Below are 22,320 nucleotides of genomic sequence, written 5' to 3'. Positions count from 1 at the left end.
TTCCCCTCCAGGTAGACCCGGCGACTGCGGCATCGATGCCATCATCGATGAGGCTACGGCCGAAGGCTGTTACAGGAAAGGCGATTCATCAAAAAATCTTCGGAGAAAGAAATTTCAGCCGTTCCGGCATCTCGGAAAATCGGCGACGCCCGGTCGCCGAGCGCGAACGAAGTGGTAGTTCCCGCCGACGTGGCCCTGGAGGACGACGCCAGAAGGCCCGCATCACTATGACCTTGGACAGGTGTCCGATCTTCGGGAGCCGCGAGCGCAACCGTCCTGGAGTCACGAGGTCGGACGCGATCAGTCTCTTCGCCGGCGTTGTCGAGGAATCTCATGGCCGGAAGCCGTATATGACGTCGGTCATGTACGGCCTCCGGCGTTTGTCAGGCGACGCGCCTGATGGTCAGAGTGCCAGCAGGTCGAATCCGCCGTTGGCCAGGCGTCCGGTGTTGGTGTCGTAGACGTTGACGGCGATGGTGTTGCTGTGCCGCCAGCAGGTCGCCGATGGGTTGCGGTAGGCGATGTGCGGCAGTCGCCGCGCATCGCGTGGAGTGAGCTGGATGAGCGAGTAGGCCGCGTCCACGGAAGAGGCAAGTTGGACGCAGTAACGACCGGTGCCCGCCCGCCAGGATCTGCGGACGTTCGTGCCGTTGTTCAGGCTGCCGTTGGCGTTGATGATGGCGGCGGCGCTGCCATAAGGCGTCGATGAGCGTGCGTGCGCAGCCTGAGATTCGGCGTGTGCGGGAGAAGTCGCTGCCGCGATGAACCCGGCGACCGTCAGTGCGAACGCGCCTGACACCGTACGACGAAGCATGGGAATTCCTTTCGAGCGTGCCCCAGATAGGAAGCAAGACTGAAAGTAAGTCCGCATCGGTCGTGGCACCGCGCGCCACCCCGGACCAGGACAATCAAGAAATCTTGAGCGATCAGACGTGAACCGATGGCTATCACAGGTGATGCCTGCTTAAGGCGAGATGTCCCGCCGGGCACTGGTGGCCCAGACGGAAAACTCGTGGGACAGCGCACCAGGGCGCTCATCAAGATTCACATCGCACTCCGACACTGTTCATGGTGGGTGACGACCTGAACGAGGTGCCGGACTTCGCGCCTGTCCCAACGCCGGCCGTGCCACATCTGGCCGGCGGAATGGCGCGTCGTATCCGCTCCCTCGCCTCTCCACGACCGCCGGCCTGAGCGGCGGGCGCGGTGCCCAGACACCTCGTATCCCATGATGTGAACAGGCACGGACATTGGGCAAAGGGATGTCCCGCACGGTGGAACCTTGCCGCCTTACGGCCGGCTCGCGAAGGGCGGTGGCGAACAACGCGAGGAGGCTGCGGGTGCCGAATATCGCGTCACGCCGTGCGACCTGGGAGCATTCCCGCCGGAGTTGACGATCCAGTCAATATGGCTGCGGACGTACCAACAAGAATCGCCCGTTGTTCCGCTGCTTGGAACGACGCATGCGGCCACTCCCCGCTCCACCTAGCGTGAGGGATCTCAAGGCGGCAAGCAGCCGAGAGGAACTGATCATGCGAGACATGTCGCTCGGAGATTACGCCGCAGAGCGCCTGTGGCGCCTGCGCAAGCTGACGGGACACCACGGCGCCGACGACATCCGGCTCTTTCGTGAGCTGATGGGGCCGGTGGCCGGGCGGCCACTGACACGCCCGCCCGCGTGGAAGTCCGATGTGACCGACGATCACACACCCGTGGAGTTCTCGCTCGCCTTCCGGCGCGATCATTCCCCGCAACTTCGTGCCCTCATCGAGCCGCTTCCCGACCGGCCAGATCTCCCATCCAATTTCGAGGCCGCCCGCCAGGCGATCGAGGACGTCGCCCACACGCTCGGCTATTCGCTGGAGACGTTCGAACAGGTGACCGACCTGTTCTCCACTTCCCTGCCACAAGGGCGTTTCGCGCTGTGGTGCGGACTGGTCATGCATCCGTCCAGGCCACCCGACCTCAAGGTCTACTTCAACCCGCAGGTCCAGGGGCGGCACCGGGCTCCCGAACTGGTGCGGAAGGCCCTCGATCGCCTGGGGCTGCACCAGGCCGCCGAAAGCCTCATCCGCCCGGCAGAGCCGCAGGAGGACCTCCTCTACTTCTCCATCGATGTCGGCCAGTGGGAAAATCCGCGTACCAAGATCTATTCCGCGCATCGCCGGCTCCCGGCGCAGGAGATCATCCCGCCCGAACAGCGGGAGCCGCTCGCCGCATTCTGTGATCGGGTGTGCGGGCCCGGCCCGTACGCCAGGCGGCCGCTCCTGCTGTGCCGATCCTTCTCGGCGGCGGGCACCCGCCACACCATGCACGCGCCGATCCGCGACTACGTACCCGACGACGCGGTCGCCCGCGAGCGAACACATGACGTCATGCGAAGGCTGGGCCTGGACCGCGAAACGTTCGACCACGCGCTCGGCGCGGTGGCCGACAGGCCCCTGACCAGCGATTCCGGGCTCCTCAGCTATCTCTCGCTGGCGCTGGATGAGGACACCCCGAGATTGACCACCTACGTCACCATCGAGGCGTACTCTGCCGACCGCACCCCTGAGGCCATGCCATGGAGCCATACCGGATCAAGGTCATAGAACCGATTCCCTTCCCCTCGCGGGAAGAGCGGGAACGCGCGCTGACCCGCGTGCACTACAACCTGTTCGACCTGCACGCCGACGAGGTCACGATCGACCTGCTGACCGACTCGGGCACGGGGGCGCTCTCCGCCGCCCAGCTCGCCGCCTCGATGACCGGCGATGAGTCGTACGCGGGCGCCCGCTCGTTCCACCGCTTCCACGCGGCGGTCCAGGATCTGACGTCGTACCCGCACATCCTGCCCGTGCACCAGGGGCGCGCCGCGGAGCGCGTCCTCTTCTCGACCCTGCTGGAGCCTGGGCAGATCACGATCAGCAACACCCACTTCGACACCACCCGGGCCAACGTGGAGCTGGCCGGATGCGAGGCGCGCGACCTGATCTGCCGCGAGGCCGCCGACCTCGACCAGGCCCACCCGTTCAAAGGGAACATCGACCTGGCGGCCCTCGAACGCACGCTCGCCGGACCCGAGGCGGCCAAGGTGGCGGCGGTCATCATGACCATCACCAACAACGGGGCCGCCGGGCAACCGGTGTCCATGGCCAACCTCACGGCCGCTCGCCAACTCTGCGATCAGTACGACGTGCCGTTCCTGCTGGACGCGGCCCGCTTCGCCGAGAACGCCTGGCTGGTCTCCCAGCGTGAGCCCGGGCAGGTGGGACGCGAGCCCCGGGACGTCGCCAAGGAGGCGTTCCGCCTGGCGGACGGCTGCGTGGCCAGCATGAAGAAGGACGGCATCGTCCACATGGGCGGCTTCCTCGGCCTGCGCGACCCCGATCTGGCGGCCCGCTGCGAGATGCTGCTCATCGCCACCGAGGGCTTTTCCACCTACGGCGGCCTGGCCGGACGCGATCTGGACATGCTCGCCCTCGGTCTGACCGAGGTGACGGAGCCCTCCTACCTCGGCGCCCGCGCCGAAGCGGCGGCCCACCTGGCGGACGTCGCCCGCGCCGCCGATGTGGCGGTCGTGGAGCCGCCCGGGCTGCACGCGGTCTATCTCAACGCGGGCCGCCTGCTGCCTCACCTGCCGGCCGAACATCTGCCCGGCCACGCGCTGGCCTGCGCGCTGTATCTCGAAGGCGGCATCCGCTCGGCCGAACTCGGCTCGCTCTACCTCGGCGAACTCGATGAACAGGGCAACGTCGTCAAACCCGCCCCTTATGAGCTGGTACGGCTCGCGCTTCCCCGCCGGGTCTACACCATGAGCCATCTGGACCACGTCGGCCGGACCCTCGAACGCATCGCCCGGCAGGCCGATCGCGTCCCCGGCTATCGGATCACCGACTGCCCGCCCCTGCTCCGGCACTTCAAGGCCCGCTTCGAGCCGGTTCACGCAGCCTGACTCCACCGCCGACCCGCACGTCCGAGCCACGGAGAGCGACCGGCCAGAGTCGCTCTCCTCACGTGTGCACATATGTGCCGGGGGCATCCCCGATGACGGGGTACCGGACGCTGCCGATCGGAGGCAGGGTGCGCTGAGAGCCGGCCCGCTCGGCAAGCCATCGCGCCCAGGGGAGCCACCACGTTTCGCGGTGCTCGCCGGCTTCCGCGAGCCAGGCATCGGGGTCGGATGACGGTCGCCGGTCCATTATCCCGGGGAGGCCAGGACGCTTCCTATGCGTCCTCCAGCGGCGAGGAAGAACCGCGAATCGCCGGGGAAGAGGGCGGTAGCACGATAGGACGACTCCCAGGGAACCAAGTGATCGTCGCGGCCGGCGACGATGAAGAGATCCTGCTTCACTCGGTCAAGCCGCAATGACCGCCCAGCGATTTCGGCGGCACCTCTGGCGAAGCTATTGCGCATCCAAAGCTCGCGCAGTAAAAGGCCAGGAGCCGAAAGGCCGGGGGCGACCGGCCCATGAGCCAGTTCGAGACAACGTATTTCCATATCGCGTCGTTGGCCTGCAATGAGCGGAAGCACGCATCGAGACCGCGGCCGGCGAGGTAACCCTGACGGGCCGCCACACGCACGCGGCAGGATTTCGGCGTGGTCGGGTGGCGTCCGATTCGTGCTCAGGTAAGGCCGGCTTCGACAAGATCAAGACGGTTCGCAATGCCATGGGAGGGGGCGGCGGCGTCCGGCCACGGCGCGAAACCGGCACCCACCCTCCATCCCAGCCCTTGCTTCACCTATCGAAGATCGATAGATTACCATCGCAAATCGATGGAAGGATGGGGCCATGGGAAAGCTGACAGTGCGTGCGCTGCGCGCCGTGCTCGTCGTGGTGCTCGCCGGCACCGTGTTCGTACAGGCATCAATGGTGTGGGCATTGGTCAGCGGGAGCGACCCGGAGGACGGGTCGCTCCCGCTGACCCCGCTGCGCGTGATCACGATCCTGGGCATGATGTCGGCCCAGGTCGCCCTGGTCTGCGTATGGCGGCTGGTGACGATGGTGCGACGCGGAACCGTGTTCTCCCACGCCGCCTTCCGTTACGTGGACGGCATCATCGGCGCGATCGTGGCGGCTGCCCTCGTGTGGTTCGCGGTCACGGCCCTCAATGCGCCGGGCCAGCGGGACGATCCGGGCGTCACCGTCATCATGGGCGGGGTTGGCGTGGCCATCCTGGGGGTCGCGCTCATCGTGCTCGTGCTGCGGATGCTGCTCGCCCAGGCCGTCGCGCGCGACGTCGAAGCGGCAAAGATGCAGGCCGAGTTGGACGAGGTGATCTGATGCCGATCGCCGTCGACATCGACGTGATGCTGGCCAGGCGGAAGATGTCCGTGGGCGAGCTCGCGGACCGCGTAGGGATCACGCCCGCCAACCTGGCGGTCCTCAAGAACGGCCGCGCCAAGGCGGTGCGCTTCGCGACGCTCGCCGCACTCTGCGAGGCGCTCCAGTGCCAGCCGGGCGACCTGCTGCGCTGGGAGGCCGAGGACGCCGCGGGCGGATGACGCACCCCAGGGCAGGCGTGAAAACGCCTGCTCATAATCCGTGGGTCGTGGGTTCAAGTCCCACTCGCCCTACTCACCAATATCGCATTCGACCTGGGGTTTCTCGGTTTTTCCAGCCTCGGATCTCGTTTTTGATCATAGTTGGTCGCTCGGTGGTCGCTCTTGTGTACGGACCGCGTATCGCGGTAGATCGTTTAGGCGCCCACCGTCAACTCAGACCCCAAAGACGATGATCAGAAGGTCAAGCCAGAAGGTCTGCTCGGTGTCGCTGGTCAAGCTGTCCAAGTCGGCTCCTCTTACCCTCCAGACCGTTTTTGACCAGCAGATAAATGGTCCGCTGCTTCTCACAGCGCCTCGCTCGGCCTGTTCGCCGCGCAGGCTCAGGATCGATCGGCTGCCCCGTTTGCACGACGGCCACTGAGAGCAAAAGGCAGGCCCACCGAAGGATCGGCGGGCCTGCCTTTGGTGTTGGTGGTTCAGGTGGCGGTGTTCCCGGCCTGGGTTGGCAGAGTGATCAGCCGAGCCATCTGCGCGCCGCTGGCTGCGGTGTTGACGAGGTCGGCGGTGGATTCCGCGGCGGCCCGGGCCACCTCCGGGTAGACGCTGGTGTAGGTGTCCCGGGTGAAGGTGGAGGAGACGTGGCCGAGGGTCTCCTGCACGACCTTCAGATCGACTCCGGCGGCCAGCATGAGTGAAGCGGCGCCGTGGCGGAGGTCGTGGAGCCGCACCGGCGGCAGCCCTACGTGGAAGGCCAACCGGTAGAACTGGTCGCCGACCTGCTGTGGGTGTAGCGGCCGACCGATCTCGTCGGGGAAGACGAACTCGCTGTCGGTCCAGGCCTCGCCCGCGGCCAGTCGCTCGGCGGCTTGCCGCTTGCGGTGCGCGCGCAGCGCCGTGACGGTGTCCTCATCCAGGGCGATGGTGCGGTCGCCGGCCTCGGTCTTCGGCCTGCCTTATATCGGCTCCCAGCCCAGCTGGGTGATCTGCCAATGCACCCCGGCGGTCCCGGCGGGCAGGTCGATGTCCTTTCAGCGCAGCCCGACCGCCTCGCCCCGGTGTAGCCCGCGCAGGGCGATCAGCCGGTACAGCGCGAACAGCCGGCTCGCTGATGGAGCGTGCCCTCGCCCTGGTGAACTCCGCGCCTGGGCCACGGCTGGGCAACTCGCGGCCCGGGCGCGCGGGTTGCTCGCCGAACCCATCATGTTCCTATCGCCCCGCACGGTCACGTCACACCTGTACCGCTCCTGTCCCAAGCTCGGGTATCGCCATCCGCAACCTGATCGACCCCCCATAGTGCCTGACGGCCAAGTTACGATTACCCCGGTCCCATCGGGTCACGTACCCCTTGCGGAGAAGGAGGGCCGCCCCATCGCCGCCCCACCTGGCTTCGGAGAGGTGCTGCGTGCTCAGCGGCACGCGGCGAGCTTGACGCTGGAGCAGCTCGCCGAAGCCTCCGGGGTGAGCGCCCGGACGCTGTCGGACATGGAACGCGGACGCAGCAGAGGCCCACAGCACCGGACCGTCACCGCGCTGGCCGATGCCCTCGACCTGGACGAGGCCGACCGCGAGCAACTCGTCGAGCTGGCCCGCCAAGGCCGATTACGTGATCACTGGACACGGCCAACAGAACTTTGTGATCTGCCCAGATCAGTGGACGACTTCACCGGCCGAGCCGCGGAACTGGCCTGGACCGACGATCTGGTTCGCCACGGGAATGTGCCGGGTGCCGCAGGTGCGGGACTCATCACCGGGTCTGCCGGATTGGGCAAAACCGCGCTCGCCGTGCGCGTGGCCCACACGTTGCGTCCGCACTTCCCCGACGGGGTGTTCTTCCTCGACCTGTTCGGTATGTCCCCCCATCCGCTGCCCGTAATGGAGGCGCTGGCGCTGTTGCTGCGCGCTCGGCGTCACCGAGCAGAAGTTTCCCGGCGATCTCGCCGGACGCGCGCCCTTGTACCGGTCGCTGTCGTGAGCGGCGTGTCCTGGTCGTGCTCGACAACGCCGCCTCCGAAGAACAGGTCCGGCCGCTGCTGCCGGGCGGTGGCGCGGGCAGGGTCCTGGTGACCAGCCGCCGCTTGCTGGCCGGTCTGGAAGGTGTCCGCAGGCTCAGCCTGGGACCGTTGCCGCTGCAGGAAGCCGGCGAACTACTCAGCGCGATCCTGAAAGACCGCGGCCCCTCCGACGACGGTGCGGCGATCTCCCGGCTCGCGCAGCTGTGCGGCGGCCTGCCACTCGCCCTGCGGATCATCGGCAACCGCCTGGCCAGCCGACCGGCCTGGAGCGCCACCGAACTCGCCGCCCGCCTGGCCGACGAGGAACGCCGCCTTGACCAGCTCAAAGCGGGTGACCTGCAGATCGCCAACGCCTTCGGCATGTCGTACGAGCAACTCGCGGCACCCGCGCGACGAACCTTCCGGCGGCTCGCCCTGGTGCCCGGCCGGGACTTCGACGTCGCCCTCGCGGCGGTCGCCGGCGGGCTCGTGATCGAGGACGCCTGGGCGACCCTGGACGAGCTCGTCGACCTTGGTCTGCTGCTGGACAGCGCATCGGGCCGCTACCGCTTCCACGACCTGGTACGGCTGTTCGCCCGCGATCGGCTGCGCACCGAGGAGACCGCGGCCGATCAGGACGCGGTCACCGAGAAGGTGACATCGTGGCTGGTCCGGATGGCGACCACCGCCGGGCGGTGGTTCGAACCCGGCTATGGCCGTCCCGAGCGGCCTGACGCCGACCTGTCGTCCCTGGAGGAGGCCGACCGCTGGCTGCGCGTGAACGCGGACAACTGGCTGAGGGCGTTGCGAGCCGCGGCGAGCGGCAACCGGCACTCCGCCGTTCTTGACTGCGCCGAGTCGATGCACTGGTTCTCCGACCGGTGGATGCACGCGCCGCACTGGCATGAGGTCTTCACCCTCGGTGCCGAGGCCGCCGCCGCTCTGGGCGATCCGGTACGGCAGGCAAAGCAGCTGACCTTGCTGGCCTGGGTCCATCTGGTGTCGCGAGACGACCCGGAAACCGCACTGCAGTACACCACCCAGGCGATGGACCTGGCCACCCTCAGCGGCGCCACGGCACAGATGGCCTCGGTCCTCCACACCGCGGGAGGCGCTCTTCGCAGGCTGGGACGTCTCGATGAGGCCACCGCGTGGGAGACCCGGGCGGCGGAGATCTTCAAGGCCGACGGCGACATGGATTCGTACTGCCAGTGTCTCGGCGCCCTCGGCACCTGCCTTCGCGACGCCGGGCACCACAGGGAGGCGCTGAAGCAGTACCTCGGTCTGTGGGAACTGCTGAACGACGACCGGTCGGGAGTGACGCCGAGCACCGCGGCGTTCACCCGGCCGATCGCCCTTGCCCGCATCGGCGAATGTCTCGGATTGCTCGGCCGGCGACCCGCGGCGATCAGCAAGCTCACCGACGCGATCGACCTCATGGAGCAGGCTCAACTGCCCGCGCCTCAGGCCGGCGCCCTGGAGACGCTTGCGGCTCTGCTGGCCGACGAGGGCCGTGCCGGCGAGAGCCGCCAGGCGTACGCGCGGGCGGCCGAGGTGTACAAGGCCATCGGCAACCGAGAGGCGAGCAGCCGCTGCCGCGATCTCGCCTGAATTCTGCGTCCTGTTCTGCATGGTCCGGAGGCACGGGCGTGGCTTGGATGGAAGGCGCGGGGACAGGCACCGTGCCCGTCCCGTCCAGGTAGGAGCGACCATGACCACCAACAGGAACATCGTGCTGGTGCACGGTGGCTTCGTGGACGGATCCGGCTGGCAGGGCGTCTACGACGAACTGACCAGGGACGGCCTCCGCGTCCATGTCGTGCAAAACCCGACGCTGTCGCTGGAGGACGACGCCGCGGTGAGCCGCCGGGTCCTGGACGGCCTCGACGGCCCGGCCGTCCTGGTCGGCCACTCCTACGGCGGGGCCGTCATCAGCGAGGCCGGCACCCACCCCAACGTCGCCGCACTGGCCTACATCGCCGCGTTCGCCCCGGACAAGGGCGAATCGGTCAACACCCTCATCGCCGACCCGCCCCCCGGCGCACCGGTGCCACCCATCCTGCCGCCCGTGGACGGATTCCTGCTCCTCGACCGCGACAAGTTCCACGGCTCCTTCGCCGCAGACCTGCCCGCGCAGACCGCCGCGTTCATGGCCGACGCGCAAGTGCCCTGGGGCGTGGACGCCCTCAGCGGGGCGGTCACCGAACCGGCCTGGCGGCACAAGCCGAGCTGGTACCTGGTGGCCACCGAAGACCGCATGATCCCGCCGCCGGACCAGCACATGATGGCCGAGCGCTCTGGAGCGACCGTCGTCGAAGCCGTCGGTAGCCACGCCGTCTACGTCTCCCAGCCCGCCACGGTCGCCGACCTCATCCGCCAGGCCGCCGCCTGACCCCCGGCCGTCCCTTCCCGCAAGGAGCGCAGGTGAGCCGCTCCGCCACCCCACTGGACCGGCTGACCACAGCAGATGAGCACATGTTCGGACCCGGCCAAAGGCCTCAGCACGTTCTGCGACCGGATCCGGATGCGCACCCGCCTCATCGGCCCCCGCCGCTGGCCGCATCGGGGTAGAGCATGCTGGCGCGAGTGCCGGGCAGCCGGGCCCGGGACCGGGACCGGATGATCACCGTACACGCCGGCCACTCATGCCAGTTCCTCCCTCAGCCTGGCCTTGGCCCGCATGACACGGGTATTGACGGTGCGCTCTGGGATCCCCAGCAGATGCGCGGCCTCCCGCGTGGTCAGCCCCGTCCAGGACGGTGGCCTCGATGGCCGCGCGCTGCTCGGGCGGCAGGCGGGCGACAACGATGCCAAGGTCGCCGTGTTCGACGCCGAGCAGGAAGACTGCCTCGGCCGACTCGACGAGCAGGTGCGCGTTATCAGGTGAGGGGCTGACGACGATCCCGCGGCTGCCGCGCCGCACCAAGACCGGCCTGCGGATCGCGATCGTCCAGATCCACGCCGCCACGTCGTCAGGTAGCGGGCCGCACCACACGGCGACGAAGGTGTCCTGGATAACGTCATCCACCACGTCGGGGTCGGCGCAACGGCGGGCGAGCCCTACCCGGAACCAAGGAGCATGCCTGTGGTGCAGGACGCGCAGCGCCTCCACCCGCCCGGCGGCGACGGCCGCGTGCAGTTCCACGTCGTCGTCGCCGAGGCCGCTCGGCGGCGGCTCCCGGCGTACGGCGCGGAATCGGTACACATGGGGTCTATCGCGGCCTGCTCCGCGCCCGGTCGTCAGCCGGCCTGCCGGTTTCCGGTCCGCGCCACGCCCAAGGCACTCTGCAAGACCATCCTGGACGTCTACGGCGACCCCCACCCCGGGACCCTGGACGACCTCGTCCGCTCCGTCCGCGACTCGATCCGCGACCACAACACCACCGCGCTGCACCCTGACAGCCTGGCGGCGCACAAAATTCTGGAAAACCCATGAGGTGGTGGAGACGGGTGCTGCCCAGGGGGCGAGGACGGGTGGGCCGCTGATCTCATAGGAATGCCGACGGCTCTTCATTTAACGATCGTTCTGAAGACGCGGGGTCTCGCTCGAGCATCTCGCGCGGGCCGAGTACGCCGCTTTCGTCGCGCTCTTCCGAAGTTGCCTGCACCGTACGTCGGTTGTCGGTTGTCGCTTCGGTGTCTTGTCGGTTCCTGTAGGACGATCGCCGCGTCGTTGTCGGAGACGTCGTCCGCAGTAATCCGTTTGTGTATCACCACAGCCCGCTGTCAGTATGAGGGCCCATGCGTCACCCTCTTGACACGCTGGACTGGCCGATTTCCACCGAGCGGCTGCTGTTGCGCCGGGCCGCCCCCGACGACCTGGACGCGACCTGGGCCTTCCGGCAACTGCCGGAGACTCACGAATGGGTCACGGCCGCCACAGAGACCTACGACGACTACCGTGAGCGTTTCCTCCGTGAGGAGCGGCTCGCAGACCTGCTCATCGTCGAACTGGACGGCCGGGTGATCGGCGACCTGACACTGAAGGTCCAGGACGGTTGGGCCCAGGAAGAGGTCGCTGACCAGGCGGAAAGCGTCCAAGGAGAGCTCGGGTGGACGCTCGATCCCTCCTACGGCGGCAACGGCTACGCCACCGAAGCGGTACGCGCCCTCATCGACATCTCCTTCAAGAGCCTTGGCCTGCGCCGCCTGCACGCGGACTGCTTCTACGACAACGAATCCTCGTGGCGGCTGATGGAGCGGGTCGGGATGCGCCGCGAACAGCACACGGTGAGAGACTCACTCCACCGCACCAAGGGATGGCTCGACGGTCTCTCATACGCGCTCCTGGCCGAGGAATGGCCCCCTCACGAGTGATTACGGCGGAGACGCTTGGGAGCCCTCGCCAGGCCGAAGATCACGCTGTCACTCACACACGCGGCCACTCTCCTGCCGGCGCTGCGGCTGGAACCCAAGGACGCCACCGCGCCGGCGCGGCTCAGTGCGTGGGGTGAAGCGCGGTGAAGGACATTCGGCCCGCCCGTCATCGTTGGTGTCCGGGGGGAAATGCCGTTCGGATAGTCGGATCCAGGCGCCGGGCCAGGGACTCGCAGGTAGACGCGGCCATGACCGACCGTCGTCCGGCCTCAGTCGTCGTGCCGTCCGCTGCCGGCCGCGACCTGCCAGCCTTCACCCGATGCCCGCCGATCAACGACGGTCAGCTTACGAACCTGGTCATGCCTACAAACACCGCCAGTTGGTTGTAGGCATGTCTCGTCGGGCCACCTACGTTTTCTGACCGCCTACGTGATTGGTTGATCGCAGTCACTCCTGGGGAAGGCCAGGCCCGGCGTGTTGCTCGATCAAGACGGCGACCTCATCGGATTCCCGCGAGGACGTGGTCTTCAGGATGATGAGAGAGCGTCCGACTCCGCGCCGGCACGTACAACGATGACCGGCCGAGGAGCCCGAGCCGCTGGGCGCCCGCCCCTACGGCGGCATCCCCGGCGCTTTCGAGCTGCGTACCGACACCTTCAAGATCGTCTACACCCACGGAGCCGACCACCTGCCGGCGTGGGTCCTGCAGATCAACACCTGAGCCCTGGGTCAGTCGGTGGCCGCCTGTTCGGCCACGGCGCGGGCCAGGTCCACCACGACCGCGCGGCGGCGGGCGACGGCTCGTTCGGGGTCGGGCTCGTCGAGGATCAACCGGCGTAGCTGCGGGACGGCGAAGTTCCAGGCCACCAGCCCCAGGATGGTGAACAGCCAGTCCTGGGCCGTGGCCCGCTCCCTCATGCCCGCGTCCATGAGACCGTCGACGTGCCCGCGGTAGGAGCCCTTGCGCTCCTCCTCCCCCGCGACCTGCCCCGCGTCGACCTCCAGCGCCTCCCACAGCAGCAGGCGGATCAGGTCGGGATGCTCGTGGTACCAGTCGAAGAGCAGGCCGACCCCTTCGGGCAGGGTGCGGGGGTCGAGGCTGACGGAGTGGCAGATCTCGTCCACCTTGGCCCGCACGACCAGGCCGAACAGCTTCTCCTTGCCGCCGAAGTACAGGTAGATGGCCTGCTTGTTGGCCCGGGCGGCAGCGGCGATGCGATCGATCCTGGCGCCGGCCAGGCCGTGCCGGGCGAACTCGGCGGTGGCGGCGTCGAAGATCCGCTGGCGGGTCGCCTCCGCGTCGTACGTCATGAAAAGGATTAAACCATCTAGTTGACTTTTTGGGCGCATCACGCCAGAGTCTTAAACCAACCGGATGGTTTATTTACTGAGGAGAACCCCATGTCCATGACCACGCTCGCCCCGATGCCGACCGCTTCCCCCTTGCCCGCCGCTCTGGAAGGCCGCACCGTGATGGTCGTCGGAGGCAGCTCCGGCATCGGGCTGGCCGCCGGCGCGCTGCTCGCCGCGGTGGGCGCGCGCGTCACGCTCGTGGCCCGCGACCAGGGCCGGCTGACGGCCGCGGTCGACCGGATCCGGGCGGAGAGCGGCGGATCGGTGCTGGGGATCACCGGTGACAGCGCCGACGAAGATGACCTCGGGCGGGCGTTCGACCAGGTGGGGACGGTGGACCACGTGCTGGTGACGGCGGGCGGCTTCGGGACGGGGGCACTGCTGGACACCCCGCGCGAACAGGTGCGCGAGGCCGTGGACAGCCGGATCTGGGGCGCGTACGCGGTCGCCAGGACCGCCGGCCGCCGACTGCCCGCGGGCGGGTCGATCACGTTCAGCTCCGGCCTCTACCTGACCCGCCCCATCCCCGGCGCGTCGTCCGCCATCGCCAGCCTCGGCGCCGTCGAAGGGCTCACCAGGGCGCTGGCGGTCGAGCTGGCCCCGCGCCGGCTGCGGGTCAACGCCATCCGGTACGGGATCGTGGACACCCCGCTGTCGCGCGGCGCGATGGGGCTGGCCGACGACATGGCGGTGGCGGCCGCCGGGCAGGGTTCGCTGATCGGCCGGTTCGGCACGGCGGAGGAGGCCGCCTCGGCCGCGCTGTTCGTCATGGCCAACCACTACATGACCGGCACGGTCCTCACCGTGGACGGCGGCCAGAGCCTGGTGTGAGCAGGCCGACGATCAGGCCGATGATCGGCATGCTGCAGGAGGCGGTGCTGCGCACCGGATGCCTGAAGGCGGTCACGTCCGCACGGAAGAAGATCAGGTCCTTGAAGTTGCGGACGCGTCGCATCAAGGGTGCCGTCAACCAGGCTGCTCTCGGCCGCCAAGCAGGCGCTGAACTGCGGAGACCGGCACCGTGACGTGATCAGCGGGAACGGCGCGTGCGATGGGATCGTGCTCGGCGGTGATGTGGGCGGAGGTCTCCTCGCCGAGGCGGACGTAGCGGGGCACCCCGCCGCCGTGAACGACGCTCTTCACGACTGCCCGCGCTGCCGCCGATGTCCGGCGACGACGCGCGGGAACCTTCCTACGGGGTCTGATCTGGGCTTCAACGGACGAGCGGCAGGTCCTTGCGGGCCTGTTCCAGGTCCGATGCCCAGATCCAGAGCCGGTGCTGCGGTGGCACGGCGTGGTAGCCGTACAGGCCGACTTCGGTCATCGTCCGAAGATCAACACAGACCCGCTGATAAGCCTCCGCGATGGCCTTGGCCGGATCCTGCAGGTTCTTCACACCGAGTTTGACGCAGGCCCGGCACTCATAAGCCGGCAGGAGATCTTCGCCGAACTCATGCCACGCTCCCAGCTTGTCGGTCCACGCCTTGTCCGCCCCCGTAAGGAGAAGATTGAGGTCGAACGCCCGCGGGATCCAGGGGTAGATGACGAACAGCGCCGCCCACCCGGAGACCACCATGTCCAGGTTGAAGGTACGCCGCCGGGGATCCTCTTTCGGAGGAAGCGGGTCTGAGGCTCCACCGCTGAACCAGGGCGCGGTGCAGGCCAGAAGCCGGCCGTTGTCGTCGACCAGCGCGCCGGTGGCGATGACCGCCATCTTGCGCTTCTTGCCCTCAGGCAGCGCCAGGCGCGCATCAACCTTCTGAGTGAGCGTTTTATCTCGTTAATTCCATTTAATCCCGAACTTTTGTACGAGAAAGTTTGAGTCTGGGTGATTGTCGCCGGGGTCTTCGACGACCGCACTTGGATCGTGTATCTGCAGATAGAGCGGCAGGCGAGGGTGCCGACCGGCGGGAGTGGAAAGCGCTCCCACCGTCGAGTCGATGGGCCAAAGCGCCGCATCTTTAGACCAAACGGGAATGATGGCACAGATGCGGCTTCATTCGGATAGTCGATCAACGGCGGCAGCTCGGAAATCTCCGCATACCGGACTAATGCCTCAATCGTTCGGAGGGGCAAAGCAGGGCGAACCCTCAACTATCGCGACCAAACGCCGTCTGAGGTCACGAAAGTGGTGACAGGTCCGGTGGTCGGTGATAGACCGGCTCTCAAGCAGGTGTGACGTCTCCAATGGACCGCCGCTGCTGCGGGCCGACCATGCCCCTGCGTACGGTTCGCAGCCGCATCGCCCCGGCACCTCCGCGACCGGGGCGAACAGTCGTGGGACCACGGCCAGACCGTGACCCCACGACCGAGGTCCCGAAACTCCCCTCGCCGAGTCCTCCGGCCGTCTCATGGGACCTACTCACGCGTACGCACGTAGACCGGCCCGAAAAGTCGGGAAACGGCCTGGCTCATGGGCCGGCCCCGGTGGGCGCCGGCTCAATGTCGGCGGCCGCACCGATTCGGCACAGCGGGCACCAGGGGCGGCCGGAGCGAGGGTTCAGGTCGACGCCACCGGCCTCGCCGTGCGGGCAGCAGGGCCGGGTGCGGCGGTCGTCGGGGGCCAGGCGCGCCTGCTGGCGGCTGGCCCGCCCGCGGACGTGGCCCTGGAAGTCGGCCAGGTCGCCGCTTTTGGCCAGGGCGCCGAGGCAGCCGGCGAGGTTGCGCGGGGCGTACTGACACTGGACGGCGGCGGCGATCTGCCCGGCTTCGGCGCGGTCGACGCCGAGCTCGTTCATCACCATCTGGGCGGGCCCGCGCGGCGCGGGCCGTCACCTCACCGGAGGGCTCTTAGGAGGGGAGGGTGAAGCCTTCGGGCGGGGAGCCTTCGACGAAGAGCAGCCCGACCCGGACCTTGCCGTCTCGGATCTCCCTGGCCCGCCGGTATTCAGGGGAGTCGTACCACAGCCGGACGCGGTCCATGTCGGGGAACTCGATGATCAGGATCCGGGAGGAGGCCCAGGCGCCCTCGGCCGGTTCGGGCACAGGGCCCGCGACCAGGTAACGGCCGCCGTGGTCGAGGATCGACCGCTGGGCCACGGGAGCGTAGACCCAGCCGGCCTCCTCGTCGAGCACATCGACGTTGGCGATGACGTACGCAGACATGGAACTCCGTTTCATTTGGACACGGCGTATACTTTTGACTCGATGGAGAGTAACGCATCCCTGTAACCTGTTCAAGGTGAGCATCGATGAGGGCGAACGCGCCGACGGCATGATGAGCCGCCGGGAGCGACTGCGGGTGGAGACGAGCCGGGAGATCAAGGCCATCGCGCTGCGGCAGATGGCCCAAGGCGGGCCAGGAGCGATCTCGCTGCGGGGCATCGCCCGCGAGATGGGGATGACCGCGCGCGCGATCTACAGCTACTTCCCCACTCGGGACGACCTGATCACAGCACTGATCAGCGAGATCGCCGCCTCGCTCGCGGATACGTTGGAGTCAGCCAGCAACGCGGTGCCCAACACCGACCCCGGTGGCAGGTTGATGGCCTGGGGTCAGGCGCTGAGGGAGTGGGCACTGGCCCATCCGGAGAGCTTCCGGCTCTTTTACGGACATCCCGTCCCGGGCTACCAGCCGCCCGAGAACGGGCCGGTCGACCAGACGGCCCGCCGCGTGTGCCGCGAACTCACCCGCCTGGTGGCGACCGCATGGCCGCATGCCCGGCACAACCAACCCGACGACACCTCCTGGTCCGACCTCCATCCGGACTACGTGGCGAAGATCCAAGCGGATCTGCCCGACGTGCCGCCCGCCGCGGCGGCGCTCGCGCTACGCGTCTGGGGCCGGATGCACGGCCTGGTCGCCCTGGAGATCGACGGCCACATCCACCCCGTAGCAGGCAACCCAGCCGCCCTGCACCGCGCCGAGATGCTCGACCTGGTCAGGTCGCTGGGCCTGAGCTGAGCGCATCTGACCACGCCACAAAGAGTGATGGCCGGTACGCATCGCTACTTTGGCCCTGGGGCCACGTTCGGGTACCACCCGGTCGGGAGAACGGTCTCCGGGGTTGCGCCGGGAAGAGCCGGCCACCTTGTCGGGGATCGGCATCGACAACTGCGTACGTCTGGAGCGCGGAAAAGAGACCCGCCTACATCTGCTCGACCTGACCGCACCCTCATTCACCACGCCCGCGACCGCGACCGCGACGGATGAGACGCCGCGCGGACAATCCTGACCCCACCCCGCGATCCACGAAACGTGGGGGGTTGTGTCATTCCCCTGAACACCATTCCCTGGAACAGCACGCCCTGTCAGGAGGCCGGCCAAGCCGCCAGTCTGACGGTGCGGTCAGCCACCGTCCCGGTCACGGTGTCAAGCCCGCTCCTTGCACACTCCCACCACCTGCATGAATCAACGGCGAGGTATCGGCCGACCCCCGCAGCCTGCGCACGACCACTGACCCCCTCCACCGCAACGAGAGAGTGGCCATGTCTACCGAACTCCCCGCGTCAACCGCCGGCCCCGCCGAGGCAGGCGCGACCGCTCTGTCCCGGCGCACGTTCATCGCGACCACCGCCGTCGGTGGCGTCGCGGCGACCTCAGGACTGCCCACGGAGCCCGCGGTGGCCGTCGCGGCTACATCCACGGAGGTACTCACCGAGGCACCGCCCACCAGCCGGGTGACGCTGTCGGTCAACGGCGACCGGCACACCGCCCTGGTCGACAACCGCACCTCGCTGCTGGACCTGCTGCGCGAGCACCTCGGCCTGCCCGGCACCAAGAAGGGCTGCGACGCCGGCGCCTGCGGGGCGTGCACGGTACTCATCGACGGACGGCGGGTCAACGCCTGCCTGACCCTGGCCGTACGGCTGGACGGGGCCAAGGTCACCACCATCGAGGGCTTGGCCGACGGCGACCGGCTGCACCCGCTGCAGCAGGCGTTCATCGACCAGGACGCCTTCCAGTGCGGCTACTGCACCCCTGGGCAGATCATGTCCGGCGTCGGCTGCATCAAGGAAGGCCACACCGGCTCTGCTGCGGAGATCCGGGAATGGATGAGCGGCAACATCTGCCGCTGCGGCTGCTACACCAAGATCGTGCTTGCGGTCGAGCAGGCCGCGGGCCGGAAGTGAGTACCGATGTACCCCTTCACCTTCACCAAGGCCGCCGGCATCCGTGAGGCGATCGACGCCGGCCGGCGCGGCGGACGCTACATCGCCGGCGGCACGACGCTCGTCGACCTGATGCGCGAGACCGTCGAGCGCCCCGAGACACTGATCGACATCGCCGCCCTGCCCCTGGGAGAGGTCACCGTCACCGGACGTGGCACACTGCGCATCGGCGCCCTGGTACGGATGGCCGAGGCCGCCGCCCACCCCAAGGTGCGCACCACCTACCCGGTCATCTCCCAGGCCCTGGAGCTGAGCGCGTCCGCGCAGTTGCGCAACATGGCCACCATCGGCGGCAACATCATGCAGCGCACCCGCTGCACCTATTTCCGCGACGTGAGCGCCGCCTGCAACAAGCGCCGGCCGGGCTCCGGATGCGCCGCCCTGCAGGGCATCAACCGCAGCCACGCCATTCTCGGCACCTCCGACCGGTGCGTGGCCACCCACCCCTCCGACGTCGCCGTCGCCTTCGCGGCGCTGGAGGCCACCGTGCACCTGCTCGGCCCGGACGGCCAGCGCACCGTTACCTTCGCCGACTTCCTGCTCCAGCCCGGCACCACGCCGGAGCGCGAGCAGAACCTGCGCCCCGGCGAATTGATCACCGCCGTGGAGATCCCGGCCCACCCGCGCCCGCTGAAGTCCGGCTACCTGAAGGTCCGCGACCGGCAGTCGTACGAGTTCGCGCTCACCTCCGCGGCCGTCGCTCTGCAGGTGCGCGCGGGGGTGATCCGCGAGGCGAAGGTCGCCGTCGGCGGTGTGGGAACCGTGCCGTGGAAGCTGCCCGCCGTCGAGCGGCACCTCATCGGCCAACGCCCCTCCGACTCCCTGTGGATCGCCGCTGCCGCGCTTGCCGCCGATGGGGCCCGCCCGCTCACCCACAACCGCTTCAAGGTCGAACTGCTCAAGCGCACCGTCGAACGCCAGCTCCGCGTCGTGGGAGGATCCGCATGAGCCCGCAGCCGCAGCAAGCCGTCGGCGCGCCGCTGTCACGCGTGGACGGCCGGTTGAAGGTGACCGGCCGCGCCGCCTACGCCGCCGACCACGGCACTGAGCAGGGCATCGAGCACGGCATCGAGCACGGCATCGAGCACGGCATCGACGGCATCACGCACGCCGTCGTCGTCACCAGCAGCGTCGGCCGCGGCCGTATCACCGCCATCGACACCAGCGCCGCCGAAGCCCAAAGCGGTGTGCTGAAGGTGCTCGACCACCGCAACGCCCCGCGACTGCCGTACCGGCCCAACCCCGGCTCGCTCAACCTCCCGGGCGAACGCCTGCACGTCTTCCAGGACGACCAGGTCCGCTTCCACGGCCAGCCCGTCGCCGTCGTGGTCGCCACCACCCTGGAGGCCGCCCAGCACGCCGCAGGACTGGTGCGCGTCGACTACGCCGCCGAGCCGCCCGCCACCGACCTGACCGGCGCCCCCGCCAACGAACCCGCCACCGCCTATACGCGCGGCGACGCCGAGGCGGCGTTCAACGCGGCGCCCGTACGGATGGAGATGACCTACCTGCTCTCCCGCACCCACCACAACGCCATGGAGCCACACGCCACGATCGCCCGCTGGACCGGCGCACGGGTCACCGTGTGGGAGAAGACCCAGTGGGTGCAGAGCACCCGCGACGAACTGGCCGCCGTGTTCGGCATCCCGGCCACCGACGTACGCGTCATCTCACCGTTCGTCGGCGGCGCGTTCGGCAACGCCGCCCGCTGCTGGCCGCACACCGTGATCGCCGCACTCGCCGCCCGCGAGGCCGGCCGCCCGGTCAAGCTCGTGCTGACGCGCAAGCAGCTCTACTCCGGGGTCGGGTTCCGGCCTGCCTACGAGTACAAGCTGCGCTTGGGCAGCGACCGTGACGGCCGGCTGGCCGCGATGCTCCACGACCTGCGCGCCGAGACCTCACGTTATGAACGATTCAGCGAACGCGGTGTCCTGTCGCCCGGCCAGATGCTCTACACCACCCCCAACGTCAGCCAGGCCTACCGCACGGTGCCGCTGGACGTGAACACACCCACCCCGATGCGCGGCCCCGGCTACTCCACCGCCGCCTTCCCCATCGAAAGCGCCATCGACGAACTCGCCCACGAGCTCGGCATCGACCCCGTCGAGCTGCGCCTGCGCAACGAGCCCGACAGCGACCAGGCCAGCGGCATGCCGTTCTCCACCCGCCGGCTGCGCGAGTGCCTGGAGGTCGGCGCCCGCGAGTTCGGCTGGAGCCGCCGTAACCCCAAGCCCGGCCAGACCCGCGACGGCGAATGGCTGATCGGCACCGGCATGGCGACCGCGGTCTACGACACCCTCCGCGCCCCGGCCCAGGCCCGGGTACGGCTGCACGCCGATGGCACCGCCCAGGTCGAATCGGCGACCAGCGACATGGGCCCAGGCACCTACACCTCCATGACCCAGATCGCCGCCGACGCCCTCGGCCTGGCCGTCCGTGCGGTGACCTTCCGGCTCGGCGACACCATCCTGCCGCCCGCCCCCGTCCATGGCGGCTCGCTCACCATGGCCAGCGTCGGATCCACCGTCCAGGACGGCTGCGACAAGCTGCGCCGGCAGGCGATCCGGCTCGCGGTCGAGGACACCGAGTCGCCGCTGCACGGCGCCGCGCCCGACGACGTCGTGGTCCGCGACGGCCGGCTCCAGCTCAAGGACGACGCCGCACGCGGGGAGACGTACCGGCAACTGCTGGGCCGCAACAACCGCGCCCACCTCGAAGCCGACGGCGCCTACACCCCCACACGCCCGCAAGCCTCCATGTACGCCTACGGCGCGGTGTTCGCCGAGGTCGCCGTCGACCAGCGGCTCGGCATGGTCCGGGTACGGCGCATGCTCGCCGTCTACGACGCCGGCCGCGTCATCAGCCCCAAACTCGCCGACAGCCAGGCCATCGGCGGCATGGTCGGCGGCATCAGCGCCGCCCTGCTCGAACACACCCTCACCGACCCCCGCGACGGCCGGATCACCAACGCCAACCTGGCCGACTACCTCGTCCCCGTCAACGCCGACGTCCCCCAGCTCAAGGCCATCTACCTCGACGGACGCGACGAGATCGCCGACCCCATCGGCGTCAAGGGCCTGGGCGAGGTCGTCCTGGTCGGCGTGGCCCCCTCCATCGCCAACGCCGTCTTCCACGCCACCGGCCGCCGCATCCGCCGGCTCCCCATCACCATCGACAACCTGCTCTGAAAGGGGGTCCGTCAGCCGGCGGCAGCTCCGTCTCGTACGCCAGCCGGTTGAACTGGTCGCTGATGTGCTGAGGGTGCAAGGGCTCGCCGAGTTCGTTCGTGAAGACGAACCCGCTGTCGATCCGCGCCTCCCCCGCCGCCAGCCGTTGGGCGGCCTGGTTTCGGCGGTGGGTGCGCAGGAGGGCGATGACGCGGTCGCTGGCCTCGGTCTTCGGCTTGCCCTGGATGGTGTTCCGGCCGAGCTGGGTGATCTGCCAGTGCACCCCCGCACTACCGGCATCGACGGTTGCGGTCAGCAGGCGGACGAGCCTTTCTTCAACATTTCCCGGGCTCGAAGCCTGAAAGCCCGCCTATCCCTGCCCGGTGGGGAAGCTTCCCTGTATGGATTCACCTCAGGAGCGCCTGCTGCGGTTAGTGCCTGCGACCTTGGCGAGGGTGGCCGCGTGGTGCGCGTGTCTGATCGTGATCGGCATCGTGGCCAACTTCGTGTTCGGTTTCGTGGCGACGATGCGTATCGTCGCCCTGCCGGTGGCGGTCGCCCTGCTGCTGACCGCGCTGCTGTTCCCACTCACCCGACGCCTGCGCGCGTCGGGCCTGCCGACGATCTACGCCACCTGGCTCACCATGCTCGTCGCCCTCGCCGCACTGGGCGGGACGGGCTGGATCATCGGCGTCCGGGCCAACGAGGAGTTCCCCGGCCTGGTGACACAGGTCAGGCAGACGGCCAAGACGGTGGAAGGCTGGCTCTACACCGGCCCACTGCACCTGGAACCCATCCAGCTCAGCCGCTGGGTCGACGAGATCGCCCAGTTCGTCACCGAGCGGCAGCAACAGATCACCTCGACGGTTCTCGCGGGCACCGTCGTGGTGGTCGA

The 22,320-nt window shown here is 68.7% G+C and carries 25 protein-coding genes; 17 read left to right on the top strand and 8 right to left on the bottom strand.

The features are described from left to right. Positions 1-403: 403 nt before the first annotated feature. Positions 404-814: a hypothetical protein gene (locus C4V41_RS61045; protein WP_146103946.1), complete on the bottom strand. Its 411-nt coding sequence runs from the start codon at positions 812-814 to the stop codon at positions 404-406. 727 nt (positions 815-1,541) lie between these two features. Here C4V41_RS61045 and C4V41_RS38490 point away from each other — a divergent pair. From C4V41_RS38490 to C4V41_RS38475, 4 genes are all read left to right on the top strand, one after another. Further along, positions 1,542-2,591, top strand: a complete 1,050-nt coding sequence (locus C4V41_RS38490; protein WP_160150530.1) for a tryptophan dimethylallyltransferase family protein — start codon at positions 1,542-1,544, stop codon at positions 2,589-2,591. Beyond that, complete coding sequence (locus C4V41_RS38485; protein WP_103960937.1) at positions 2,564-3,934, top strand: tryptophanase; 1,371 nt, start codon at positions 2,564-2,566, stop codon at positions 3,932-3,934. The genes C4V41_RS38490 and C4V41_RS38485 overlap by 28 nt, the downstream gene beginning before the upstream one ends. An 838-nt stretch (positions 3,935-4,772) precedes the next feature. Then, complete coding sequence (locus C4V41_RS38480; protein ID WP_103960936.1) at positions 4,773-5,264, top strand: DUF2975 domain-containing protein; 492 nt, start codon at positions 4,773-4,775, stop codon at positions 5,262-5,264. After that, a complete protein-coding gene (locus C4V41_RS38475) occupies positions 5,264-5,485 on the top strand; it encodes a helix-turn-helix domain-containing protein (RefSeq protein ID WP_103960935.1) in 222 nt (73 codons plus the stop codon). The genes C4V41_RS38480 and C4V41_RS38475 overlap by 1 nt, the downstream gene beginning before the upstream one ends. A 476-nt stretch (positions 5,486-5,961) precedes the next feature. Here the strand turns inward: C4V41_RS38475 and C4V41_RS38470 are convergent, their stop codons facing one another. Beyond that, positions 5,962-6,405, bottom strand: a complete 444-nt coding sequence (locus tag C4V41_RS38470; RefSeq protein ID WP_103960934.1) for a tyrosine-type recombinase/integrase — start codon at positions 6,403-6,405, stop codon at positions 5,962-5,964. Here C4V41_RS38470 and C4V41_RS62235 point away from each other — a divergent pair. From C4V41_RS62235 to C4V41_RS38455, 3 genes are all read left to right on the top strand, one after another. Further along, the gene (locus C4V41_RS62235; RefSeq protein ID WP_103960933.1) at positions 6,404-7,549 is read left to right on the top strand and encodes a helix-turn-helix domain-containing protein; all 1,146 of its coding nucleotides are present in this window, start codon (positions 6,404-6,406) and stop codon (positions 7,547-7,549) included. The two genes, C4V41_RS38470 and C4V41_RS62235, sit on opposite strands and share 2 nt — an antisense overlap. After that, a complete protein-coding gene (locus C4V41_RS38460) occupies positions 7,474-9,087 on the top strand; it encodes a tetratricopeptide repeat protein (protein ID WP_103960932.1) in 1,614 nt (537 codons plus the stop codon). The genes C4V41_RS62235 and C4V41_RS38460 overlap by 76 nt, the downstream gene beginning before the upstream one ends. A gap of 100 nt (positions 9,088-9,187) precedes the next feature. Then, complete coding sequence (locus C4V41_RS38455; RefSeq protein ID WP_103960931.1) at positions 9,188-9,868, top strand: alpha/beta fold hydrolase; 681 nt, start codon at positions 9,188-9,190, stop codon at positions 9,866-9,868. A 251-nt stretch (positions 9,869-10,119) separates the two neighbouring features. Here the strand turns inward: C4V41_RS38455 and C4V41_RS66220 are convergent, their stop codons facing one another. Then, a complete protein-coding gene (locus C4V41_RS66220; RefSeq protein ID WP_407670133.1) occupies positions 10,120-10,188 on the bottom strand; it encodes a hypothetical protein in 69 nt (22 codons plus the stop codon). Between C4V41_RS66220 and C4V41_RS64605 the strand changes: the two genes are divergently transcribed. From C4V41_RS64605 to C4V41_RS38440, 3 genes are all read left to right on the top strand, one after another. Beyond that, complete coding sequence (locus C4V41_RS64605) at positions 10,175-10,363, top strand: hypothetical protein (RefSeq protein WP_235030647.1); 189 nt, start codon at positions 10,175-10,177, stop codon at positions 10,361-10,363. The genes C4V41_RS66220 and C4V41_RS64605 overlap by 14 nt on opposite strands. A gap of 192 nt (positions 10,364-10,555) precedes the next feature. Beyond that, the gene (locus tag C4V41_RS63325; RefSeq protein ID WP_200824501.1) at positions 10,556-10,912 is read left to right on the top strand and encodes a hypothetical protein; all 357 of its coding nucleotides are present in this window, start codon (positions 10,556-10,558) and stop codon (positions 10,910-10,912) included. Between the two features lie 305 nt (positions 10,913-11,217). Beyond that, positions 11,218-11,793 (top strand): GNAT family N-acetyltransferase, encoded by a 576-nt coding sequence (locus C4V41_RS38440; protein WP_103960929.1) that lies wholly within the window; start codon positions 11,218-11,220, stop codon positions 11,791-11,793. Between the two features lie 729 nt (positions 11,794-12,522). On the opposite strand, the gene C4V41_RS38435 is transcribed toward C4V41_RS38440, so the two are convergent. Further along, positions 12,523-13,104, bottom strand: coding sequence for a TetR family transcriptional regulator (locus tag C4V41_RS38435; RefSeq protein WP_103960928.1), 582 nt, complete (start codon positions 13,102-13,104; stop codon positions 12,523-12,525). Between the two features lie 90 nt (positions 13,105-13,194). On the opposite strand from C4V41_RS38435, the gene C4V41_RS38430 reads away from it, so the two are divergent. Together C4V41_RS38430 and C4V41_RS62230 are read left to right on the top strand one after the other, a co-directional pair. After that, positions 13,195-13,977, top strand: coding sequence for an SDR family oxidoreductase (locus C4V41_RS38430; protein WP_103960927.1), 783 nt, complete (start codon positions 13,195-13,197; stop codon positions 13,975-13,977). A 20-nt stretch (positions 13,978-13,997) separates the two neighbouring features. After that, on the top strand, positions 13,998-14,171 hold the full coding sequence (locus C4V41_RS62230; protein WP_160150528.1) for a hypothetical protein: 174 nt from the start codon (positions 13,998-14,000) through the stop codon (positions 14,169-14,171). A 188-nt stretch (positions 14,172-14,359) separates the two neighbouring features. Here the strand turns inward: C4V41_RS62230 and C4V41_RS38425 are convergent, their stop codons facing one another. From C4V41_RS38425 to C4V41_RS38415, 3 genes are all read right to left on the bottom strand, one after another. Beyond that, on the bottom strand, positions 14,360-14,860 hold the full coding sequence (locus C4V41_RS38425; protein ID WP_103960926.1) for a hypothetical protein: 501 nt from the start codon (positions 14,858-14,860) through the stop codon (positions 14,360-14,362). A 697-nt stretch (positions 14,861-15,557) separates the two neighbouring features. Further along, a complete protein-coding gene (locus C4V41_RS38420; protein WP_146103945.1) occupies positions 15,558-15,884 on the bottom strand; it encodes a hypothetical protein in 327 nt (108 codons plus the stop codon). A gap of 52 nt (positions 15,885-15,936) precedes the next feature. Then, positions 15,937-16,251: a DUF1330 domain-containing protein gene (locus C4V41_RS38415; protein ID WP_103960924.1), complete on the bottom strand. Its 315-nt coding sequence runs from the start codon at positions 16,249-16,251 to the stop codon at positions 15,937-15,939. Positions 16,252-16,327: 76 nt separating this feature from the next. Between C4V41_RS38415 and C4V41_RS38410 the strand changes: the two genes are divergently transcribed. The 4 genes from C4V41_RS38410 to C4V41_RS38390 all read left to right on the top strand — a co-directional run bounded on the left by C4V41_RS38410 (position 16,328) and on the right by C4V41_RS38390 (position 21,446). Then, a complete protein-coding gene (locus tag C4V41_RS38410; RefSeq protein ID WP_235030646.1) occupies positions 16,328-17,050 on the top strand; it encodes a TetR/AcrR family transcriptional regulator in 723 nt (240 codons plus the stop codon). Between the two features lie 659 nt (positions 17,051-17,709). Then, positions 17,710-18,219, top strand: coding sequence for a (2Fe-2S)-binding protein (locus tag C4V41_RS38400; protein ID WP_407670132.1), 510 nt, complete (start codon positions 17,710-17,712; stop codon positions 18,217-18,219). A gap of 6 nt (positions 18,220-18,225) precedes the next feature. Next, on the top strand, positions 18,226-19,206 hold the full coding sequence (locus C4V41_RS38395; RefSeq protein ID WP_103960922.1) for an FAD binding domain-containing protein: 981 nt from the start codon (positions 18,226-18,228) through the stop codon (positions 19,204-19,206). Continuing rightward, complete coding sequence (locus C4V41_RS38390) at positions 19,203-21,446, top strand: xanthine dehydrogenase family protein molybdopterin-binding subunit (protein ID WP_103960921.1); 2,244 nt, start codon at positions 19,203-19,205, stop codon at positions 21,444-21,446. Before C4V41_RS38395 ends, C4V41_RS38390 begins: the two co-directional genes overlap by 4 nt. Here the strand turns inward: C4V41_RS38390 and C4V41_RS38385 are convergent. Next, entirely contained in the window at positions 21,424-21,708 is a 285-nt protein-coding gene (locus tag C4V41_RS38385; RefSeq protein ID WP_103960920.1) for a hypothetical protein, read from the bottom strand. The genes C4V41_RS38390 and C4V41_RS38385 overlap by 23 nt on opposite strands. A 199-nt stretch (positions 21,709-21,907) precedes the next feature. Between C4V41_RS38385 and C4V41_RS38380 the strand changes: the two genes are divergently transcribed. After that, positions 21,908-22,320: AI-2E family transporter (locus C4V41_RS38380; RefSeq protein ID WP_235030645.1), on the top strand; the 413-nt coding region annotated here is incomplete at its 3' end.

Source organism: Nonomuraea solani (assembly GCF_900108335.1).
In the GTDB taxonomy this organism is placed as follows: Bacteria; Actinomycetota; Actinomycetes; order Streptosporangiales; family Streptosporangiaceae; genus Nonomuraea; species Nonomuraea solani.
This window is presented reverse-complemented; position numbering and strand designations above follow the sequence as displayed.